We start from the raw sequence: 16851 nt of genomic DNA, 5'->3' as shown, positions 1-16851 counted from the left end.
TTACACCGCTCGCGCGTCGTACGCGTACATGAAATCCATGCTCTTCGATCCCAGCGGCAGCAGCCATTTCATCATCTGATTTCTCATCCAGGCGCCGGTGGCGCTGAATTCGCGCTTGCTGTTGCCGTTGCGGCGGGCGATGGCGACGATCTTCTCGGCGCGGGGGCGACGTTCGGCCTCAAAAGCCTGGAAGGTGGCGGTCAGCTCCTGGCCCTCCTGCATCAGTCGCGCAAGCCGCATCGCATCCTCCAGCGCGAGTGAGGCGCCCTGGCCCGCGTGGGGGCTGGTTGCATGCGCAGCATCGCCGATCAGCAGCGAGCGCTTGCGCGACCAGGTCGGCAAGGTCGCGACGTCGAGCGTGTCGGTGACCACGATCTTCTCGGCCGCCTCGATAATGGCAGCGATCGGATCGTGCCAGCCGTGATGGAAGCCGCGCAGATGCTGCTTCAGCGTCTGCTGGTCGAGCGCGCGGAACATCTCGGCATCCATGCCATACGCGGGCTGCGTGCTCCACCACATCACGCCGTCCTTCGGATCAGGGCTGCAATAGCCATAGCCGAAGAAGCCGCTCCGCCCGAACGTGGTCTCGACATGCCGGCCGATCGACCGGCTGTCGAGTACGGTGTGCGGCACGAAGCCGCCGAACCCGATGAGGCCGGTGTTGAAGGGCGTTGGTCCGTCCGGCACGACCTGGCGCCGCGTGATCGAATGCACGCCGTCGGCGCCGATCAGGAAGTCGCCTTCGGCCGTGGTGCCGTCGGCGAAATAGGCAATGATCGGCTGGTCGCCGCGATCCTCGATCTTGATCAGGCGCTTGTCGAAATAGAGCGAGACGCAGGCGCACCAGGCCTTGTCGATCAGCATCTCGTTCAGCGTGGCGCGGCAGACATTGACCGCGGGCTGGCCGAAGCGCCGCGCCATGTCGCGGTTGATCGAGCCGAGCCGTCGGCCTTCTTGCGAATAGAAGTCGAAGGATTCCGCGATCGAACCGCGACTGATCAGCTCGCCCGAAAGCCCGATCTCGTCCATCACATGCATGCCGTTGGGCGCGATCTGGAGGCCGCCGCCGATGCCCTTCGCGTAGGGCCAGGCTTCGTAGATCGCGGATTCGATGCCGGCGCGGCGCAACAGGATGGCGGCAACGGGCCCGGCGATGCCGGCGCCGATGATCAGGGCCTTGCGGGGACGATGAGGCATTGGCTTGCTCCCGACGCTTCCGTGGTGCTAGGAGAAATTACGGCCGCTAAATCTCTTAGTGGCTAAGATATATATCGACTAAGAGATGAGGTGGGCCTTGTCAAGGGCAAAGGCGCGCGCGGCGCTGCTCGGAGAATTGGAAGAGGCGATGCGGCGGTCTTCGGCGCAGGGCGTGCTCTATGGGCAAACCGTTGCGAACGTGGCCGGAATTGCCAATTCCGACCTCGAATGCATGGACATCCTCTACCTCGAGGGGCGCGTGACCGCCGGCCGGCTCGCCGAGGTGACGGGGCTAACGACTGGCGCCATCACCGGCGTGGTCGACCGGCTCGAGAAGGCGGGGCTGGTGCGCCGCGAGCGGGACGAGACCGATCGCCGCAAGGTCTACATCGCCGTCGTGCCGGAAACCGCCATGAAGATCGGCCAGCTCTACGTGCCGATGCAGCAGGCAATGGAGAAGGTCTTCAGTGCCTATTCAGACGAGGAACTGCGCCTGCTGCTGCGCTTCGCGAACGAAGGCTACAAGGGCGTCCTCGCGGCGACCGCGGCGCTGAAAGGCCTGCTCGATACGCCGCCGGAGAAGCGGCCCGCGCTCAAGCTGAAGCATCCTCGCCAGACTTGATCTTGTAAGCCTGCGCGGCGGCGATCATGCCCCACATCGCGCCCAGCATCATCCAGAAGTGGCGCCAGTGATCGGTGTCGATCACGAAACTTTCGCCGACGGTGCCGACGAAGGCCGAGAACACCGCCAGATAAGCGCGCTGCCAGGGCACGCGGACGAAGATGTGGCGGAAGCCTGTGATCATGGTGGTGAAGACCAGCGCGGGATAGCACACGCCGGAGAGCCAGCCGCCGGACATGAAGGCGTTCAGGTAGGAATTGTGGGTGTCTTCGGGAAAGAAGCGGTGGAATTGTAGGGGACCGATGCCGAACGGCAGGTCGAGCGCCATCTCTGCGCCAAGGATGTGCCGGCCGAACCGGCCGAAGCGGCCTTCGTCATAGCTCTGGTCGAAGCTCGCGCGCTGCTTGAACATCTCGGCGATGGAATCGAACGACAGCAGCACCGCGATCAGCGCGAGGCCCAGCACCACCGCGACGATGGCCATGATGATGATGCGCGAGCGCTGCGCATTGGTGCGGCTTGTCAGCACCATCAGCGCCAGCATGAAGGCCGAGGTCAGCACCAAGCCGCCCCAGGCGGCGCGGGAGAAGGCGAGCAGGATCGCCAGTGACATGATGCCGAAGGCGATAACGTTGCGGAATGCCTTGGCCAGCTTGTCCGAGACCACGCTCTGGAGCGCGAACAGCGCCGGCAGAATCAGGAACGCGCCGAGCACGTTCGGGTCCTTGAACGTGCCTCGCGCGCGCTCGTAGAGCGTCAGCAGATCGTGGCCGCCGGGAATGAGGTTGAAATAGCCCGCGATCGCCGAGAGCGATGCGACCATCGCGCCGACCACGAGGCCGCGGCGCAACATGTCGAGCCGCGCCGCCGTGTCCTCGGAGGTGACCATGGCGAAGAACACCACGGTCACCGCCATGTACCAGGAGGTCGCGATCCAGCTTGCGACCTCGGACTGGTCGAGCAGCGGGATCGCGCTGATGGTGTAGCCGAAATTGAGCAAGATCAGGGCCAGCACCAGCGGTATCAGTACGAGCTTGAGCCGCAGGCCGGTGGCGAAGAACGCGACGGTGGCGAATAACGTCGCGATCTCGTAGGGGCTCGGCTCGATGAAGACGATCGCACCGGAAGCGCCGACCAGCCACACCAGCGCGCGCTGGAGGGCCAGCACGCCGGGCGCAGCCGGTGCGGCTACGTTCATTCCACCGGCTGTTGCCGCATACGCCATCATACGCTCATACGCTTACGCTACTTGTACGCCACAAACACCGCTGTCATCGCCCGGCCTGACCGGGCGATCCTGTATTCCGCGGCGCCTATTGCGAAACGGCTGATGCCGCGGAGCACTGGATGCCCCGCCCCAGTGCGCAATTGCGCACAAGGCGGGGCATGACAAAGAAACTCAGATCAATACGCGTTCTCGTTCTTGGTCAGAAGCGAGAGCGGCGTCTTCAGGAGAATGACGAGGTCGAACAGCACCGACCAGTTCTCGATGTAATAGAGGTCGAACTCGACCCGCTTCTGGATCTTCTCTTCGTTGTCGATCTCGCCGCGCCAGCCATTGATCTGGGCCCAGCCGGTGATGCCGGGCTTGACGCGATGGCGGGCGAAATAGCCGTCGACGGCTTCGTCGAACAGGCGGCTCTGGAGCTTGCCCTGCACCGCATGCGGACGCGGGCCGACCAGGGAGAGATTGCCGGAGAACACCACGTTGAACAGCTGCGGCAACTCGTCGAGGCTGGTCTTGCGAATGAAGCTGCCGACGCGGGTGACGCGCGGATCGTTCTTGGTCACGACCTTCGACGCCGTCGGGTCGGCCTGGTGATGATACATCGAGCGGAACTTGTAGACGTCGATGCGCTCATTGTTGAAGCCGAACCGCTTCTGGCGGAACAGGACAGGGCCAGGGCTGTCGAGCCTCACCGCCAGCGCCACCAGCGCCATCACGGGGAGCGCAGCAAGCAGCGCGAGGCCGCCGACGACACGGTCGAACAGCCATTTCATCACCAGATCCCAGTCGGTGATCGGCGCCTCGAACACGTCGAGCGTCGGCACCTCGCCGAGATAGGAATAGGAGCGGGGACGAAAGCGCAGCTTGTTGGTGTGCGCGGAGAGGCGGATGTCGACCGGCAGCACCCAGAGCTTCTTCAGCATTTCCAGCATGCGCGTCTCCGCCGAGATCGGCAGCGAGAACAGCACCAGATCGACCCTGGTGCGGCGGGCGAATTCGACGATGTCGTCGACCTTGCCGAGCTTGCGCGCGCCGGCGCAGGTGTCGAGCGCGCGGCTGTCGTTGCGGTCGTCGAACACGCCGAGCACGTGGATGTCGGAATCTTCCTGTGCCTTCAGCGCCTCGACGAGCTGCTCTCCATTGCTGTCGGAGCCGACGATAATGGTGCGGCGGTCGAGCCGGCCCTGACGCGCCCAGTTGCGCACAAGCGAACGCAGGATGAGGCGCTCGACGATCAGAGCCGTGAAACCGAGAATATAGAAGCCAGCAAGCCACACGCGCGATGTGTCGCTGCCGAATTTTGCGAAGAAGGAGATGCCGATGAACAGCAGGAAGACGAACGACCAGGAGGAGATCATCCGTGTCATCTGCCGGAGGTGACCGCGGAACAATTGCACTTGGTAGATGTCGGCAGCCTGGAAGCAGACCACGGCGGCGACCGCCACGGCGGCGATCTCTGCGGGGTAGACCCAGCTGAAGCCGGCGAGCGGCATAACGTAGCCGACATAGAGGGTGACGCCGACGAAGCTCAGCAACACGAAATCCGCTGCGCGCACGATGCCGGCGATCACGATCGGCGAATAAGCGCGGGCAACCTTCTGGTTCACGACCTCGAGCGCGGCCGGCGTCAGCCGGCGGCGGCGTTCGATGAAAGCTGTCTCGGCCGGCTTGGCCGCGGCGCTGGTCGCGGCATCGAGCATCGAGCGTGCATTGAGCGGTTCCACGGGCGTCCACGTCCATTCCAAAGACCCGCGGGCGCGGCTTTGCGTCCCCGGGGCATCCATCCCCTGGCACTTCGATTATCGGACAAATCGGAAGATTCTCTAAAGCGGCCTTAAGGATGGTTAATGATTGGCGAATGCATCGCGATAACCCGCGAGCACGCCATCGACCATCGCCTGCTGGGAGAAATGCGCCGAGATGCGCTCGCGCAAGGCGACTGCGCGTTGCGCGGTCGCCTGCGGGTCATCGAGCGCGGCCGCGATCGCCTCGGCCATGGCTTCGGCGTTGCTGGCCGCGAACAGGGCCGGGCTCTCCGCGCCAAAAATCTCCGGGATGCCGCCGACGCGTGCGGCGATCATGGGAATGCCGGCCGCGCCGGCCTCGATCACGACATAGGGCATGGAATCGCCGCGCGATGGAACCACCAGCAACCGCCCCTTGGAAAAGCCGTAGCGCGCCTTGACGTGGCCGACGAAACGGATCGCGCCCGTCAGGCCGAGCCGCTCGACCTGTGCCTTCAGCGTCGCCGTCTCCTCGCCGTCGCCGCCGAGCGTCAGCGTGACCTTCTTGCCGCTCTCATGCAGCCGCGCCACCGCATCGACCAGGAGGTCTGCGCCCTTGATGTGCCTGAACTCGCCGACATAGGCGAGGTCGGTGGCGTCGTCGGTGATGACAACGGGCTCGAACTCTTCCGGCGTCACGCCGTTGAAGACGCAATGCACCACGCCTTTGGGCGTGCCGACGATGCGCTGGTAGGTGTCGCGGGCAAAGGCGCTCTCGAACAGGAACAGGTCCGTCGCGTCCATCAGCGTGCGCTCAAGCCGCGCGTAAAACTCACCCTTCAGGGTGTTGAGGGGATAGTGCAGCGAGCCGCCATGCGGGGTGTAGATGCGGATGGTGTCGTCCGCGCGACGCCGCATGCGGACGAAGGCGCCGGCCTTTGCGCCGTGGCCGTGCAACACGTCGGGCTTGAGCGTGACGATCAGGCGGCGCATGCGCAGCCAGACCAGAAAATCCTCCGGCGAGGGTTCGCGACGGATCGCGAGCCGATGCACGCCGAGTTTCAACCGCGGCGCGAGTTCGGCCAGCGCCTTGTCCGCGCGCTCGCCGCCGGTGAGGCTGTCGGCGAGAATCCCGACATGATGGCCGCGATCGACCTGGCCGTTGGCGAGGTCGAGGATGTGGCGGATGATGCCACCGACGGGGGCGCGTACGGCATGCAGGATACGGAGCGGCTGGTCGGAAGAGGGGGGCATGATCAAAACCAGCGCTCGACGGCGAATGCCGAACAACGTTCTCGAAATATCGAGATGGATTAAGGGCCCTCGTGGTTAACAAACGGTGACGAGCGCACATGCGCTACCCGCGAGACCTCGTGATTAACCCAGCGGCAACCTTAATGGAGTGTAATTGGCCCCATTGAGGTAGACGAGTGGCGTTGCCCTGCGGGAGTGTTCGATGCGTTTAGCGTTCTGGCGTGCCGGCAAGGACAAGGCCGTCATCGAGCGGGTCGTTTCGAAGGCCAAGCACCAAGCCAAGCCCGAGTCCAAGGTTGAGACCAGGCCCGGAGTTGAAGCCAGGCCCGCGTCGGTTGTTGCGCCGCAGGCGCCCGCCGAATCCGGTGACATCGATCTGCACGCGCTCGGTGGCGCGCTCGCGCGCAAGCGCGGCTGGATCATCGTGCCGACGGTGCTTGCGCTCGTCGCATCCGTTGCCCTCGTCAATTCCATCACGCCGCGCTACAAGTCGGAATCGCGCATCCTGATCGACGGTCGCGAGAACGTCTTCCTGCGGCCGAGCAGCGACCGCAGCACCGAGGAGCGGCAGGCGCTCGACCCCGAGGCCGTCACCAGCCAGGTGCAGCTCGTACTGTCGCGCGACCTCGCGCGCGAGATCATCAAGAAGAACAAGCTTGCCGAGCGGCCGGAATTCGATCCGGTGCTGCAGGGCGTGTCGCCGCTGAAATCGCTCGCGGCGCTGGTCGGCATCGGCCGCGATCCGTTCTCGATGACGCCGGAAGAGCGCGTGCTTGATTCTTATTACGATCGCCTTCAGGCCTATGCCGTCGACAAGTCGCGCGTGATCGTGGTCGAATTCCAGTCGGCTGACCCGGAGCTCGCTGTCCGCGTCGCCAACTCGATCGCCGACGGCTACCTCGTGCTCCAGCAGAACGCGCGCCAGGATCAGGCGCGCAATGCGAGCCAATGGCTTTCGGGCGAGATCGAGAATCTGCGCAAGAAAGTCTCCGACGCCGAAGCCAAGGTCGAGGACTTCCGTTCAAAATCGTCGCTGTTCGTCGGCACCAACAACACCACGCTGTCGAACCAGCAGATGGGTGAGGTCAACACCCAGCTCAACAATGCGCGCGCAATGAAGGCTGACGCAGAGTCCAGGGCCCGGCTGATCAAGGAGATGCTGCAGAGCGGCAAGCCCATCGAGGCATCCGAGGTCGTGAACTCCGAGCTGATGCGGCGCTTGTCGGAGCAGCGGGTGACGCTGCGCGCCCAGCTCGCCGAACAGTCGTCCACCCTGCTCGGCAATCATCCGCGCATCAAGGAATTGAAGGCACAGCTTGGCGACCTCGACAATCAGATCCGCGACGAGGCGGCCAAGATATCGCGCTCGCTCGAAAACGACGCGCGGATCGCCGGCGGCCGGGTCGACGGCCTGACTGCGAGCCTCGAGCAGCTCAAGAAGCAGGCGACTTCGACCAACGGTCAGGATGTCCAGCTCCGTGCGCTCGAGCGCGAGGCCAAGGCGCAGCGCGACCTGCTCGAGACGTATCTTGGGAAGTATCGCGAGGCCAGCACCCGCGAGAGCATCGACGCTGCGCCGGCGGAAGGCCGCATCATTTCGCGCGCCATCGTCTCCAACACGCCGGCCTATCCGAAGAAGCTGCCGATCGTGCTGATCGCGACACTGGCGACGCTGCTGCTTTCGTCCGGTCTCGTCGTCACCGGTGAGTTGCTGCGCCAAACCGCGCCGCGCGCGGTGGCTGTGTTTACGCCGGCGGCAACACAAGGGTCGATTCGCCGGGAGGCGATTGTCGAGCCCGTGGTCGAACCGATCATGGCAGAACCTGCATCGCTCCAGCCGGAGATGACGGCAGACGCCGATGCCACCGAATTGGCCGAGATCGAACATCTAGCCGACAGGCTGCGCGCCGCAGGCGCTGCGGCGAAGAAGGTCACGGTGCTCGGCACTGCGGCCGGCGAGGCCATCACGTTGTCGACGCTGACGCTCGCGCGGCATCTGGCGCGCGACGCGCGCGTCGTCGTGGTCGATCTCGCCGCGTCCTCACCGACGATCGCAGCGGTGTCCGTTGATCCGGCGGCGCCCGGTCTTGCCGAGTTGATGCAAGGGCAGGCCTCTTTTGCGCAGGTCATCACGCGCGACAAGCTCTCGCGGCTGCACCTGGTCATGGCCGGCCGTCCCGGCTTCGACCGCAGCCTGCTGCAGTCGCCGCGGGTGACACTCGCGATCGATGCCTTGCTGCGCGCCTACGATCATGTGCTCCTTGATGCCGGCAGCGCCTCCGATCTGCCGGCCGAACTGCTGACGGCGAATGCCCGCGCCGTCGTAGTGCCCGATGTCTCGATGGATGTGGATGCGCGCGCGCTGATGTGCGAGCAGCTGAAGGCCGTTGGCTTCAGCGAGGTGACGATGCTGAGCCGGCCGGTGCAGCCGTCTGATGCCGGCGAGACGCCGCCACGCGTGGTAGCGGCGTAGGCCGCTCGCAAGCGGATAGAGCTCTTTGAAAGCTTGAGCCTGCTAACCGAACGCCTGGCGCAGCCGTCGCGCCAGGTCGAACAGCATCTGGTTCTGCTTCACCAGGCGCTTGCCGTGGTTGAGCGAGGACATCGCCATTGCCGCGAGCTTGCCGCGCGAGGTCAACGGGACGAAGCTGTCGAAGATGTCCTCGTCGTCCTTGCAGAACATGCGCTTGTACTCGTCCGTGCCGATGCCGAGATCGAGCGAGCGATAGCCGCGCTCGCCGCAGCGGTCGATGATGTAGCGCATCAGGATCAGGCCCGGGCTGTAGCGGGCGTGCTCGGACATCGTGTAGGTGTTGAACATCGTCGAGAAGCGGTGGCCGTCGGCGACCCCGGCGAAGATCGCGATCACCTCGTCGTCGCATTCGAGCGCATGGATGTCGATGACACGGCCTTCGCCGCACGGCGCAAGGCAGGCGCTGCGGATGAACTGTTCGACACCCGGTTCGGCAAAGACGTTCGGCAGTTTTTGCTCCGCCATCCGTACCGGCTTGACGCGGAAGAACCAGTCGAGCAGGCGGGTGACGTCCGCGTCCGTCGTGGCAAGGTGATAGCGATAACCGGCGAGCGTCTGGAGTTTCTTCTCCTTGCTCTTCAGCCGGCGGCGGAAAGAATTGCTGATCCGGGATGCGGGTGGGCCACCCGGCTCCATCGCCAGCAGCGGGCAGCCGTTAATCGCGCTCTGCTGCGGCAACAGCGCAAATGGATTCTGCTGGTCATGCCAGCGCTTTGGCTGCTGTGTCAGCGCGAGAACGTCGACCTGATCACGAAGCGGGGCGAACAGCACGTCGAGATCGGCGGCGACAGCCTGTGCTGCGAACTCGGCGTTCCACAGACCCATGTTGAAGGTCGTGTGCTTGCCGCCCATGAAGCAGGCCGTGCGCACACTGTGGCCCTGGCGCAGCGCGAGCGGAAACAGCGCAAGCGGCGTCTGCTCGCCGTTGCGGGCGATCACGACCAGGGGGCGGGCGCCTTCGTGCTCCCCGACTGATTGCGCCCACGAGCCCAGGAGATCGAACCGCTGATAAGGCGTGAAGAGATGACCGGGCTCCTCAAGTGCGCGCCAGGCTGCCTCAGCCTCTGCAATATCGCTGATGAGGTCGACATGCGCGATACGGCTCGCTTTCGACCGCGCTGGCGATTCTGCCGTCCGGCTTTGCATCGCCACAGCCATGGTCATCCGCGAAACCTGTCGAGAAAACGAAAAATACGTATTTCGGCCTGTGGCCGACCTTTGCAAATAAATGTCAACAAAGGGTAATGACAATAGCTGAGGGAACGGGCCGCCGGCGAACGCGAAGGTGGAATATTGGCATCCGACGACAGATGGCTGGAGCGGTTGCGGCTCGAACTGGCCTGGTTCACCGGCCAGCCGCTGCTGCGCAGCCGTGGCGCAGGTGCGATCATGCGCTTCGAGCGCGTGCGGCCGCGGCGGAGCGGCGCGTTCCAGCCGCTGCGCCAGAACGAGATCACGCCGCAATTTCTCGATCGCGCCATTCGCGCGCTGAAGCGCTGGAATTATGATTTTCTCGGCATGGACGAGGTCTGCCGGCGCGCGGTGACGCTGCCGGAGAAGCGGCGCTTCGTGGCGTTGACCTTCGACGGTGCTGCAAAGGACTTCATCAGCTTTGCCTATCCGGTGCTGGCGCGCCACGCCGTGCCGTTCACGCTCTACGTTCCCACTGCCTTTCCCGATGGTGTCGGCGAGGCGTGGTGGCTCGGGCTCGAGCAGGTGATCGTGCGTGAGAGCCGGATCAGCCTGATGATGGGCGACAAGGAGCAGCGCTTTACCGTGACGGGCAATGCCGAGAAGCAAGCGCTGTTTTCGCATCTCGAGAATTGGCTGCGCTCGCTGGCGCCGGCGGATCTGTCGGCGGCGATCACCGATCTCTGCACGCGCTACCGCATCGATCTCGCCGTACTCTCGCGCGAGGCGTCAATGGATTGGGGGGATCTGGCCAGGCTCGCGGCCGATCCGAGTGTGACGATTGGCAGCGCGACTGTGAACTATCCCGTTCTCGCCAACATGAAGGACGCGGCCGCGCTGCGTGAGATGACGATGGGCAAGGCGGTGGCGGAAGCGTCCTTCCGCCGCGAGATCCGGCATCTGGCGTTCCCGTTCGGCGATCGCTCGTCGTTTCGGCGCAGCCACGTCGTGATGGCGGAGGAGGCCGGCTTTGCCAGTGCGGTGTCGACTATGCCGGGCATCGTGGATGCGGAAGGGCGCACCAATCTGCGCGCGCTGCCGCGGATTTCCTGGGACGGAAGGGTGCGCTCGCTGCGCATGATGCGCGTGCTGGTGTCCGGTGTTGCGTTTGCGCCGGTGAAACCAACCGGCAGCGTTACGAGCTAGATTTGGCCCGGTCCGGCCGCTGCATCCAACTGACGATCGGCATCGCCGGCAGCACCCAGCCCATGCCGACCACCACGTAGTAGATTGCCTGCCGCCAGCCGGACTCAGCGATCCACGGCATCTGCGCCAGCGCCATGCCGAGCAGAGCCCAGACGGTGGCCAGCACCAGGAGCAGGATGGCGCCGAGGAACTTGCGGGTGCGGATCGTCATGGCGGACTATTGCGGCTTTCGCGTAACTTGCGCTGCGGGAGCGGGGGACTATAAGGGGCACGCAGTTCGGTTCAAGTATCTTCGGTACAAGGCTTGGTTTTGCTCCTGAAATGACGACGAATTCCGCCCCGACCAACTCGCATCGCGCCGTGCGCTGCTGGCTGATCTCCGTGGCCGCCCTGATCGCGCTGATGGTGCTGGTCGGCGGCGCGACGCGGCTGACGGAATCCGGTCTTTCGATCGTCGAGTGGAAGCCGGTCACCGGCAGCGTTCCGCCACTGTCGGACGCGCAGTGGACCGACGCTTTCGAGGCCTACAAGAAGATCCCGCAATATCGCGAGCTCAATACCGGCATGAGCCTGTCCGAGTTCAAGCAGATCTTCTGGTGGGAATGGAGCCACCGGCTGCTCGGCCGGTTCATCGGCGTCGCCTATCTGCTGCCGTTCCTGTTCTTCCTGTGGCGCGGCGGTCTGTCCGGTGAGTTGAAGCGGCGGCTATGGCTGCTGTTCGCGCTCGGTGGTCTCCAGGGCGCGGTCGGCTGGTGGATGGTGGCATCAGGACTGTCCGAGCGGGTCGAGGTGTCGCAATATCGGCTGGCGACGCATCTGATGCTCGCGCTACTGATCTTTGCCGGCATCGTCTGGACGGTGCGACGGCTTGCCGATCGACCGCAGATTGCGGTGTCGGCGCGGCTGCGCTTCACCAGCGCGGTGCTGGTGATCGTGACCTTCGTCCAGATCTATTTCGGTGCGCTGGTCGCGGGCCTGCGCGCCGGGCGCGCCTACAACACCTGGCCGCAGATCGACGGCGCCTTCATTCCGTCGGCGGAGCGGCTGTGGTTCGAGACGCCCTGGTGGCGCAACATGTTCGGCAATGTGCTGACCGTGCAGTTCGAGCACCGCATGACGGCTTATCTGCTGTTCACGCTGGCAGCGCTGCATGCGTTCGATGCGGTGCGTTCACGCGCGGGCTCAGCGGCGAGTGGCGCGCTTTGGCTCTTCGCGGCCGTGAGCGTGCAAGCGGTGCTCGGCATTCTCACGCTGCTCAACCAGGTGCCGATTGATCTCGCGCTCTCGCACCAGGCGGTTGCGATCGTGGTGCTCACGCTTGCGGTGATGCAGGCCGAACGGCTCGCGTCGCGGCAGAACGCGGAAGCGCAGCAGCGCGCGGTTCCGGTCGGGCAGCCCGGCTGATCACCATCGGCCCGGCTGATCAGATCAGCAATAGCCGTAGATGCCGCACGAGTAGGGCAGGCGCCAGAAATAATCGACCTGCTTCCCGCCGTAATACGACCCCTGATAGTCGTAGTCCCACGGGCGACCGTAATAACCCGGCAGCGTGTGCGAGCCCGGCAGCAGCGGCGTGCCCGGCAGGTTGCGGATGTAGCTGCCGACGCCATAGGCCGGCGAGATCAACGCATCCGGATCGGTCTCGACATAGACCTTTGGCGGGTCCTGCGGCGGAGCGGCGGCCCGCCGCTTCGGCGTGGCCGGAAGGTCTGCGGCGAGCGCGATCGAGAGCGTCATCATCACCGCAAGGGCAGGCACCGTCCAGCGCAGCATCGTCGGCTCCGAATCCAAGGCGATCCAAAGACGATGTATGCGCCAGATGTGGTTAACGACTGTTAACTGGGGCCGTCATTCCGGGGCAGCTCTTTGCGGCGCCCCGGACGACAACAACTACGCGCCCAGCGCCTGCTCCAGGTCTGCGATCAAATCTTCCTTGTCCTCGATGCCGATCGAGAGCCGGACCACGTCGGGACCGGCGCCGGACTTGATCTTGGCGGCATCGTCGAGCTGGCTGTGCGTGGTCGAAGCCGGGTGGATCACCAGTGAGCGGGTGTCGCCAACATTGGCCAGATGCGAGAACAGCTGCAATTTCGACACTAGGCTGACGCCGGCGTCGTAGCCGCCCTTGAGGCGGAAGGTGAACACAGCGCCTGCGCCCTTTGGCGCGTATTTGCGCGCGAGCTGGTTGTACTTGTCGCTGGCGAGGCCGGCATAGTTCACCGCGGACACCGCGGGATGGCCAGCGAGGAATTCGGCGACCGCCTTGGCGTTGTCGCAATGCTTCTGCATCCGCAGCGGCAGCGTCTCGATGCCGGTGAGGATCATGAAGGCATTGAACGGCGACAGGGCAGGCCCGAGGTCGCGCAGGCCGAGCACGCGGCAGGCGATGGCGAAGGCGAAATTGCCGAACGTCTCCTGGAGACGGATGCCGTGATATTCGGGCCGCGGCTCCGAGAGCATCGGATATTTGCCACCGGCGGACCAATCGAAGGTGCCGGCATCGACGATGATGCCGCCGAGCGAATTGCCGTGGCCGCCCAAAAACTTCGTCAGCGAGTGCACGACGATGTCGGCGCCGTGGTCGATCGGGCGGATCAGATAGGGCGAGGCCAGCGTGTTGTCGACGATCATGGGCACGCCCGCCTTGCGCGCCACCGTCGAGATCGCCTCGATGTCGGTGATGCTGCCAGCGGGATTGGCGATGGACTCGATGAAGATCGCCTTCGTGCGCGGCGTCACCGCGCGCTCGAAGCTCGCGATGTCATCGGGATCGGCCCACACCACATTCCAGCCAAAGCTCTTGAACGCATGCGCGAACTGGTTGATCGAGCCGCCATAGAGCTTTCGCGCGGCGATGAATTCGTCGCCGGGCTGGAGCAATTGCTGCAACACCACGACCTGCGCGGCATGGCCTGAGGCCACCGCAAGCGCGGCGGTGCCGCCCTCGAGCGCGGCCACGCGCTCTTCCAGCACCGCGTTGGTCGGGTTGCCGATGCGAGTATAGATGTTGCCGAACGCCTGCAGGCCAAACAGCGAGGCGGCGTGGTCGGCATCGTTGAAGACGAACGAAGTCGTTTGATAAATCGGAGTCGCGCGCGCACCGGTGGTCGGATCGGGCTGTGCACCGGCATGCACGGCGAGGGTTGAAAATCCCGGAAGGCGATCGCTCATTGAGGGCGTCCTGTTCTTGTGGTCTGAAATCGCGCGGCATGCTGATCGGCGCCTCGCCCGGCGTCAAGCCGCGGCTTCACATCGCAACGATCGTGCTACGCATTGTCGCGTGCGCGAAATGAATCCTTTGCAATTGCGTCAGCTTTGCTCGCTCTTGTTTTTGGCTGCGCGATCGGAGGCCGCGGTGTCGCCGCCGCCGACACTCATCCGATTGAGGGATAGACGCATACCCTGCGTCGGCGCAGGCGGGCGCTTGGAACTGAGCGTGCGGGAATTGACGCCCATCCATGAAATCTCCGACGACAGTCGGCCATATTCGATCTTGGGGCAGCGGTTCATCACGACCTTGATACCCGCAGCCTCGGCTTTTTCCGCCGCCGCATCGTCACGCGCGCCAAGCTGCATCCAGATCACCTTCGGCAACGGATCGAGCGTGAGGGCTTCTTCGACCACCGGCATGATGTGGCTGGAGTTGCGGAAGATATCGATCATGTCGACGGGGCGGCCGATGTCGCGCAGCGAGGCGACGAAGGGCTTTCCGAGCAGGTCCTTGCCGACATGACCAGGATTGACCGGGATCATGTCGTAGCCGCGCTGCGCCAGATATTTGAACGCGAAATAGCTCGGCCTCACATTGACCGGCGAGGCGCCGACCATCGCGATCGACTTCACGCTGTTGAGGATGCTGCGGATGTAATTGTCGGGATAGGCGTCGTGGTTCATTTGTCGTTCTTCCTTGCGAGGAGCGAAGCGACGAAGCAATCCAGCCTGTTTTCCAGGGGTAATTTCTGGATTGCTTCGCTTCGCTCGCAATGACGAATGTCACTCATCCCGCCATGTCGGCGTGCGCTTCTCGATGAAGGCGCCGATGCCTTCCTCGGCGTCGCGGGCCATCATGTTCTCGGTCATGACCTCTGCCGCATAGCGATAGGCGTCCGCAAGACTCATCTCGGCCTGACGGTAGAACGCCTCCTTGCCGAGCTTGACGGTGTAGGCGGATTTCAGCGCGACCTGTTGCGCCAACGCGATCGCGGTGTCGCGCTCGGTGCCGGCGGCGACCACGCGATTGACGAGGCCGATCTCCCGGGCCCGCGCGGCCGGGACCGGCTCGCCCGTGAGCAGCATCTCCATCGCCTGTTTACGCGGCACGTTGCGGGAGAGCGCCACCATCGGCGTCGAGCAGAACAGGCCGATGTCGACGCCGGGCGTGGCGAAGCTCGCTGCTTCCGATGCGATCGCAACGTCGCAGCTCGCCACGAGCTGGCAGCCGGCCGCGGTCGCGATGCCCTGGACGGAAGCGACCACCGGCTTCGGCAGATGCACGATCGCCTGCATCATCGCGCTGCAGGCATTCATGGTCTCGGCGAAGAAGGCGCGGCCGCGATCCGGATCGGCGCGGCGCGCGGTCAGCTCCTTCATGTCATGACCGGCCGAGAAGGCAGGACCGTTGGCGGCAAGCACGACACCGCGGATTGCCTTGTCGTTGCGGATATCATTGAGCTCGGCATGCAGGCTTGCGATCATTGCCATCGACAAGCTGTTGCGTGCGGCCGGCCGGTTCAGGGTCAGCACCGCGATGGGGCCTGCCATTTCGCGCAGCAGAATTGGCGGTTGCGGGGAGGGGGCGCGGGCGACCTGGGCAGACATCGAGGCGTTTCCGGTTGGATTATTACGTTTGGATGATGCAGATAACCTAATGTAACAGGCGACGTGAAGCGAGGGTTGGGAACAGCATGGCACTAGCGAAAATGAGCGTGGCGGAGGTCGAGCAGTTTCTTCGTGACGAGTTTCCCCAGGCCTTCGGCGGCGACGACATCATGATCGAGAGCGCAGACGGCCAGACCTGCCTTTTGCGTCAGCGTTTCAGCGAGCGGATGCTGCGGCCGGGTGGAACCGTGTCCGGCCCGACGCTGATGGCGTTGGCCGATTTCGCCATGTACGTGGTGCTCCTCTCGGCCATCGGACCGATCGGGCTCGCGGTGACAACCAATCTCAACATCAATTTCCTGCGCAAGGGCCAGCCCGGGCAGGACGTGCTGGCGGAAGCCCGGCTGCTTAAACTCGGCAAGCGCCTGGCGGTCGGTGAGGTGAACCTGTTGTCCGGGACCTCGCCCGATCCCATCGCTCACGTCACATCGACCTATTCCATTCCAAATGTTTGAGCTTTTCGCGGGTAATATGGCACCATAATTTTAAATCGTTGATTTTGCTCATATAATTTCCATCTCTGGGCATTGACCGTTGTGCGTCTCTTCTCTAGAAATCCGCGCAGTCCGGTGCGGTGTTCGCGCCGATGCTCCCCGTCCACGGAAACTCTGACATGAAAACCTTTTCGGCAAAGCCGGCCGAGGTGACGAAGAAGTGGGTGCTGATCGACGCCAAGGGTCTGGTCGTCGGCCGTCTCGCCACCATCGTTGCCATGCGTCTGCGCGGCAAGCACCTACCGACCTACACCCCGCACGTTGATTGCGGCGACAACGTCATCATCATCAACGCCCAGCATGCGGTCCTCACCGGCCGCAAGCGCGAGCAGAAGACCTACTACAAGCACACCGGCTATGTCGGCCACGTCAAGGAGCGCACCGCGCGCCAGATCCTTGAAGGCAAGCATCCCGAGCGCGTGCTCGAGAAGGCCGTCGAGCGCATGATCCCCCGTGGTCCGCTCGGCCGCGTCCAGATGGGCAACCTCCGCGTTTATGGCGGCGCTGATCATCCGCACGAGGCCCAGACGCCCGAGAAGATCGACATCGCCAAGCTGAACCGCAAGAACACGAGGGCCGCATAA

Annotated in this window: 16 protein-coding genes; 6 read left to right on the top strand and 10 right to left on the bottom strand. The window is 64.2% G+C overall.

From position 1 onward, the window contains the following. The gene (locus YUA_RS0106435) at positions 1-1197 is read right to left on the bottom strand and encodes an FAD-dependent monooxygenase (RefSeq protein WP_027529939.1); all 1197 of its coding nucleotides are present in this window, start codon (positions 1195-1197) and stop codon (positions 1-3) included. A 148-nt stretch (positions 1198-1345) separates the two neighbouring features. On the opposite strand from YUA_RS0106435, the gene YUA_RS0106430 reads away from it, so the two are divergent. Then, positions 1346-1819 carry a MarR family transcriptional regulator gene (locus tag YUA_RS0106430; protein ID WP_051383119.1) on the top strand — a complete coding sequence of 158 codons (474 nt, stop codon included), beginning with the start codon at positions 1346-1348 and terminating at the stop codon, positions 1817-1819. Here the strand turns inward: YUA_RS0106430 and YUA_RS0106425 are convergent. The 3 genes from YUA_RS0106425 to YUA_RS0106415 all read right to left on the bottom strand — a co-directional run bounded on the left by YUA_RS0106425 (position 1791) and on the right by YUA_RS0106415 (position 6025). Beyond that, positions 1791-3044 carry an O-antigen ligase gene (locus YUA_RS0106425; RefSeq protein ID WP_027529937.1) on the bottom strand — a complete coding sequence of 418 codons (1254 nt, stop codon included), beginning with the start codon at positions 3042-3044 and terminating at the stop codon, positions 1791-1793. The genes YUA_RS0106430 and YUA_RS0106425 overlap by 29 nt on opposite strands. A 179-nt stretch (positions 3045-3223) precedes the next feature. Beyond that, positions 3224-4771 carry an undecaprenyl-phosphate glucose phosphotransferase gene (locus tag YUA_RS0106420; protein WP_027529936.1) on the bottom strand — a complete coding sequence of 516 codons (1548 nt, stop codon included), beginning with the start codon at positions 4769-4771 and terminating at the stop codon, positions 3224-3226. 120 nt (positions 4772-4891) lie between these two features. Beyond that, a complete protein-coding gene (locus YUA_RS0106415; RefSeq protein WP_027529935.1) occupies positions 4892-6025 on the bottom strand; it encodes a glycosyltransferase family 4 protein in 1134 nt (377 codons plus the stop codon). A 202-nt stretch (positions 6026-6227) separates the two neighbouring features. Between YUA_RS0106415 and YUA_RS0106410 the strand changes: the two genes are divergently transcribed. Further along, positions 6228-8498, top strand: coding sequence for an exopolysaccharide transport family protein (locus tag YUA_RS0106410; RefSeq protein WP_027529934.1), 2271 nt, complete (start codon positions 6228-6230; stop codon positions 8496-8498). 42 nt (positions 8499-8540) lie between these two features. Here YUA_RS0106410 and YUA_RS0106405 read toward each other — a convergent pair whose 3' ends face one another. Continuing rightward, the gene (locus YUA_RS0106405; RefSeq protein WP_027529933.1) at positions 8541-9722 is read right to left on the bottom strand and encodes a GNAT family N-acetyltransferase; all 1182 of its coding nucleotides are present in this window, start codon (positions 9720-9722) and stop codon (positions 8541-8543) included. A 129-nt stretch (positions 9723-9851) separates the two neighbouring features. Between YUA_RS0106405 and YUA_RS0106400 the strand changes: the two genes are divergently transcribed. Continuing rightward, the gene (locus YUA_RS0106400) at positions 9852-10895 is read left to right on the top strand and encodes a polysaccharide deacetylase family protein (protein ID WP_027529932.1); all 1044 of its coding nucleotides are present in this window, start codon (positions 9852-9854) and stop codon (positions 10893-10895) included. On the opposite strand, the gene YUA_RS0106395 is transcribed toward YUA_RS0106400, so the two are convergent. Continuing rightward, positions 10885-11106, bottom strand: coding sequence for a DUF2842 domain-containing protein (locus YUA_RS0106395; protein WP_027529931.1), 222 nt, complete (start codon positions 11104-11106; stop codon positions 10885-10887). The genes YUA_RS0106400 and YUA_RS0106395 overlap by 11 nt on opposite strands. 110 nt (positions 11107-11216) lie before the next feature. Here YUA_RS0106395 and YUA_RS0106390 point away from each other — a divergent pair, with 110 nt between their 5' ends. Next, complete coding sequence (locus tag YUA_RS0106390) at positions 11217-12299, top strand: COX15/CtaA family protein (protein WP_027529930.1); 1083 nt, start codon at positions 11217-11219, stop codon at positions 12297-12299. 24 nt (positions 12300-12323) lie between these two features. Here YUA_RS0106390 and YUA_RS0106385 read toward each other — a convergent pair whose 3' ends face one another. From YUA_RS0106385 to YUA_RS0106365, 4 genes are all read right to left on the bottom strand, one after another. Further along, on the bottom strand, positions 12324-12668 hold the full coding sequence (locus YUA_RS0106385) for a hypothetical protein (protein ID WP_027529929.1): 345 nt from the start codon (positions 12666-12668) through the stop codon (positions 12324-12326). A gap of 117 nt (positions 12669-12785) precedes the next feature. Then, a complete protein-coding gene (locus YUA_RS0106380) occupies positions 12786-14066 on the bottom strand; it encodes an O-acetylhomoserine aminocarboxypropyltransferase (protein ID WP_027529928.1) in 1281 nt (426 codons plus the stop codon). 138 nt (positions 14067-14204) lie between these two features. After that, on the bottom strand, positions 14205-14789 hold the full coding sequence (locus YUA_RS0106370; protein WP_027529927.1) for a CoA-binding protein: 585 nt from the start codon (positions 14787-14789) through the stop codon (positions 14205-14207). 99 nt (positions 14790-14888) lie between these two features. Beyond that, positions 14889-15713, bottom strand: coding sequence for an enoyl-CoA hydratase (locus tag YUA_RS0106365; RefSeq protein ID WP_027529926.1), 825 nt, complete (start codon positions 15711-15713; stop codon positions 14889-14891). Positions 15714-15799: 86 nt separating this feature from the next. Between YUA_RS0106365 and YUA_RS0106360 the strand changes: the two genes are divergently transcribed. Together YUA_RS0106360 and rplM are read left to right on the top strand one after the other, a co-directional pair. Further along, positions 15800-16228: a PaaI family thioesterase gene (locus YUA_RS0106360; RefSeq protein WP_027529925.1), complete on the top strand. Its 429-nt coding sequence runs from the start codon at positions 15800-15802 to the stop codon at positions 16226-16228. A 158-nt stretch (positions 16229-16386) separates the two neighbouring features. Beyond that, positions 16387-16851 (top strand): 50S ribosomal protein L13, encoded by a 465-nt coding sequence (gene rplM, locus YUA_RS0106355; protein WP_008137961.1) that lies wholly within the window; start codon positions 16387-16389, stop codon positions 16849-16851.

Origin of the sequence: Bradyrhizobium sp. WSM3983, from assembly GCF_000473045.1 — a bacterium.
Lineage (GTDB): Bacteria > Pseudomonadota > Alphaproteobacteria > Rhizobiales > Xanthobacteraceae > Bradyrhizobium.
The sequence above is the reverse complement of the archived record's forward strand: the minus strand, read 5'-3'. Positions and strand labels throughout refer to the sequence as shown.

Bases quoted from the DNA above. Each gene is read 5' to 3' on its own strand.
- YUA_RS0106435 (WP_027529939.1), bottom strand. From the start codon at position 1,197: ATGCCTCATCGTCCCCGCAAGGCCCTGATCATCGGCGCCGGCATCGCC.
- YUA_RS0106430 (WP_051383119.1), top strand. From the start codon at position 1,346: ATGCGGCGGTCTTCGGCGCAGGGCGTGCTCTATGGGCAAACCGTTGCG.
- YUA_RS0106425 (WP_027529937.1), bottom strand. From the start codon at position 3,044: ATGGCGTATGCGGCAACAGCCGGTGGAATGAACGTAGCCGCACCGGCT.
- YUA_RS0106415 (WP_027529935.1), bottom strand. From the start codon at position 6,025: ATGCCCCCCTCTTCCGACCAGCCGCTCCGTATCCTGCATGCCGTACGC.
- YUA_RS0106410 (WP_027529934.1), top strand. From the start codon at position 6,228: ATGCGTTTAGCGTTCTGGCGTGCCGGCAAGGACAAGGCCGTCATCGAG.
- YUA_RS0106405 (WP_027529933.1), bottom strand. From the start codon at position 9,722: ATGACCATGGCTGTGGCGATGCAAAGCCGGACGGCAGAATCGCCAGCG.
- YUA_RS0106395 (WP_027529931.1), bottom strand. From the start codon at position 11,106: ATGACGATCCGCACCCGCAAGTTCCTCGGCGCCATCCTGCTCCTGGTG.
- YUA_RS0106390 (WP_027529930.1), top strand. From the start codon at position 11,217: ATGACGACGAATTCCGCCCCGACCAACTCGCATCGCGCCGTGCGCTGC.
- YUA_RS0106385 (WP_027529929.1), bottom strand. From the start codon at position 12,668: ATGCTGCGCTGGACGGTGCCTGCCCTTGCGGTGATGATGACGCTCTCG.
- YUA_RS0106380 (WP_027529928.1), bottom strand. From the start codon at position 14,066: ATGAGCGATCGCCTTCCGGGATTTTCAACCCTCGCCGTGCATGCCGGT.
- YUA_RS0106370 (WP_027529927.1), bottom strand. From the start codon at position 14,789: ATGAACCACGACGCCTATCCCGACAATTACATCCGCAGCATCCTCAAC.
- YUA_RS0106365 (WP_027529926.1), bottom strand. From the start codon at position 15,713: ATGTCTGCCCAGGTCGCCCGCGCCCCCTCCCCGCAACCGCCAATTCTG.
- YUA_RS0106360 (WP_027529925.1), top strand. From the start codon at position 15,800: ATGGCACTAGCGAAAATGAGCGTGGCGGAGGTCGAGCAGTTTCTTCGT.
- rplM (WP_008137961.1), top strand. From the start codon at position 16,387: ATGAAAACCTTTTCGGCAAAGCCGGCCGAGGTGACGAAGAAGTGGGTG.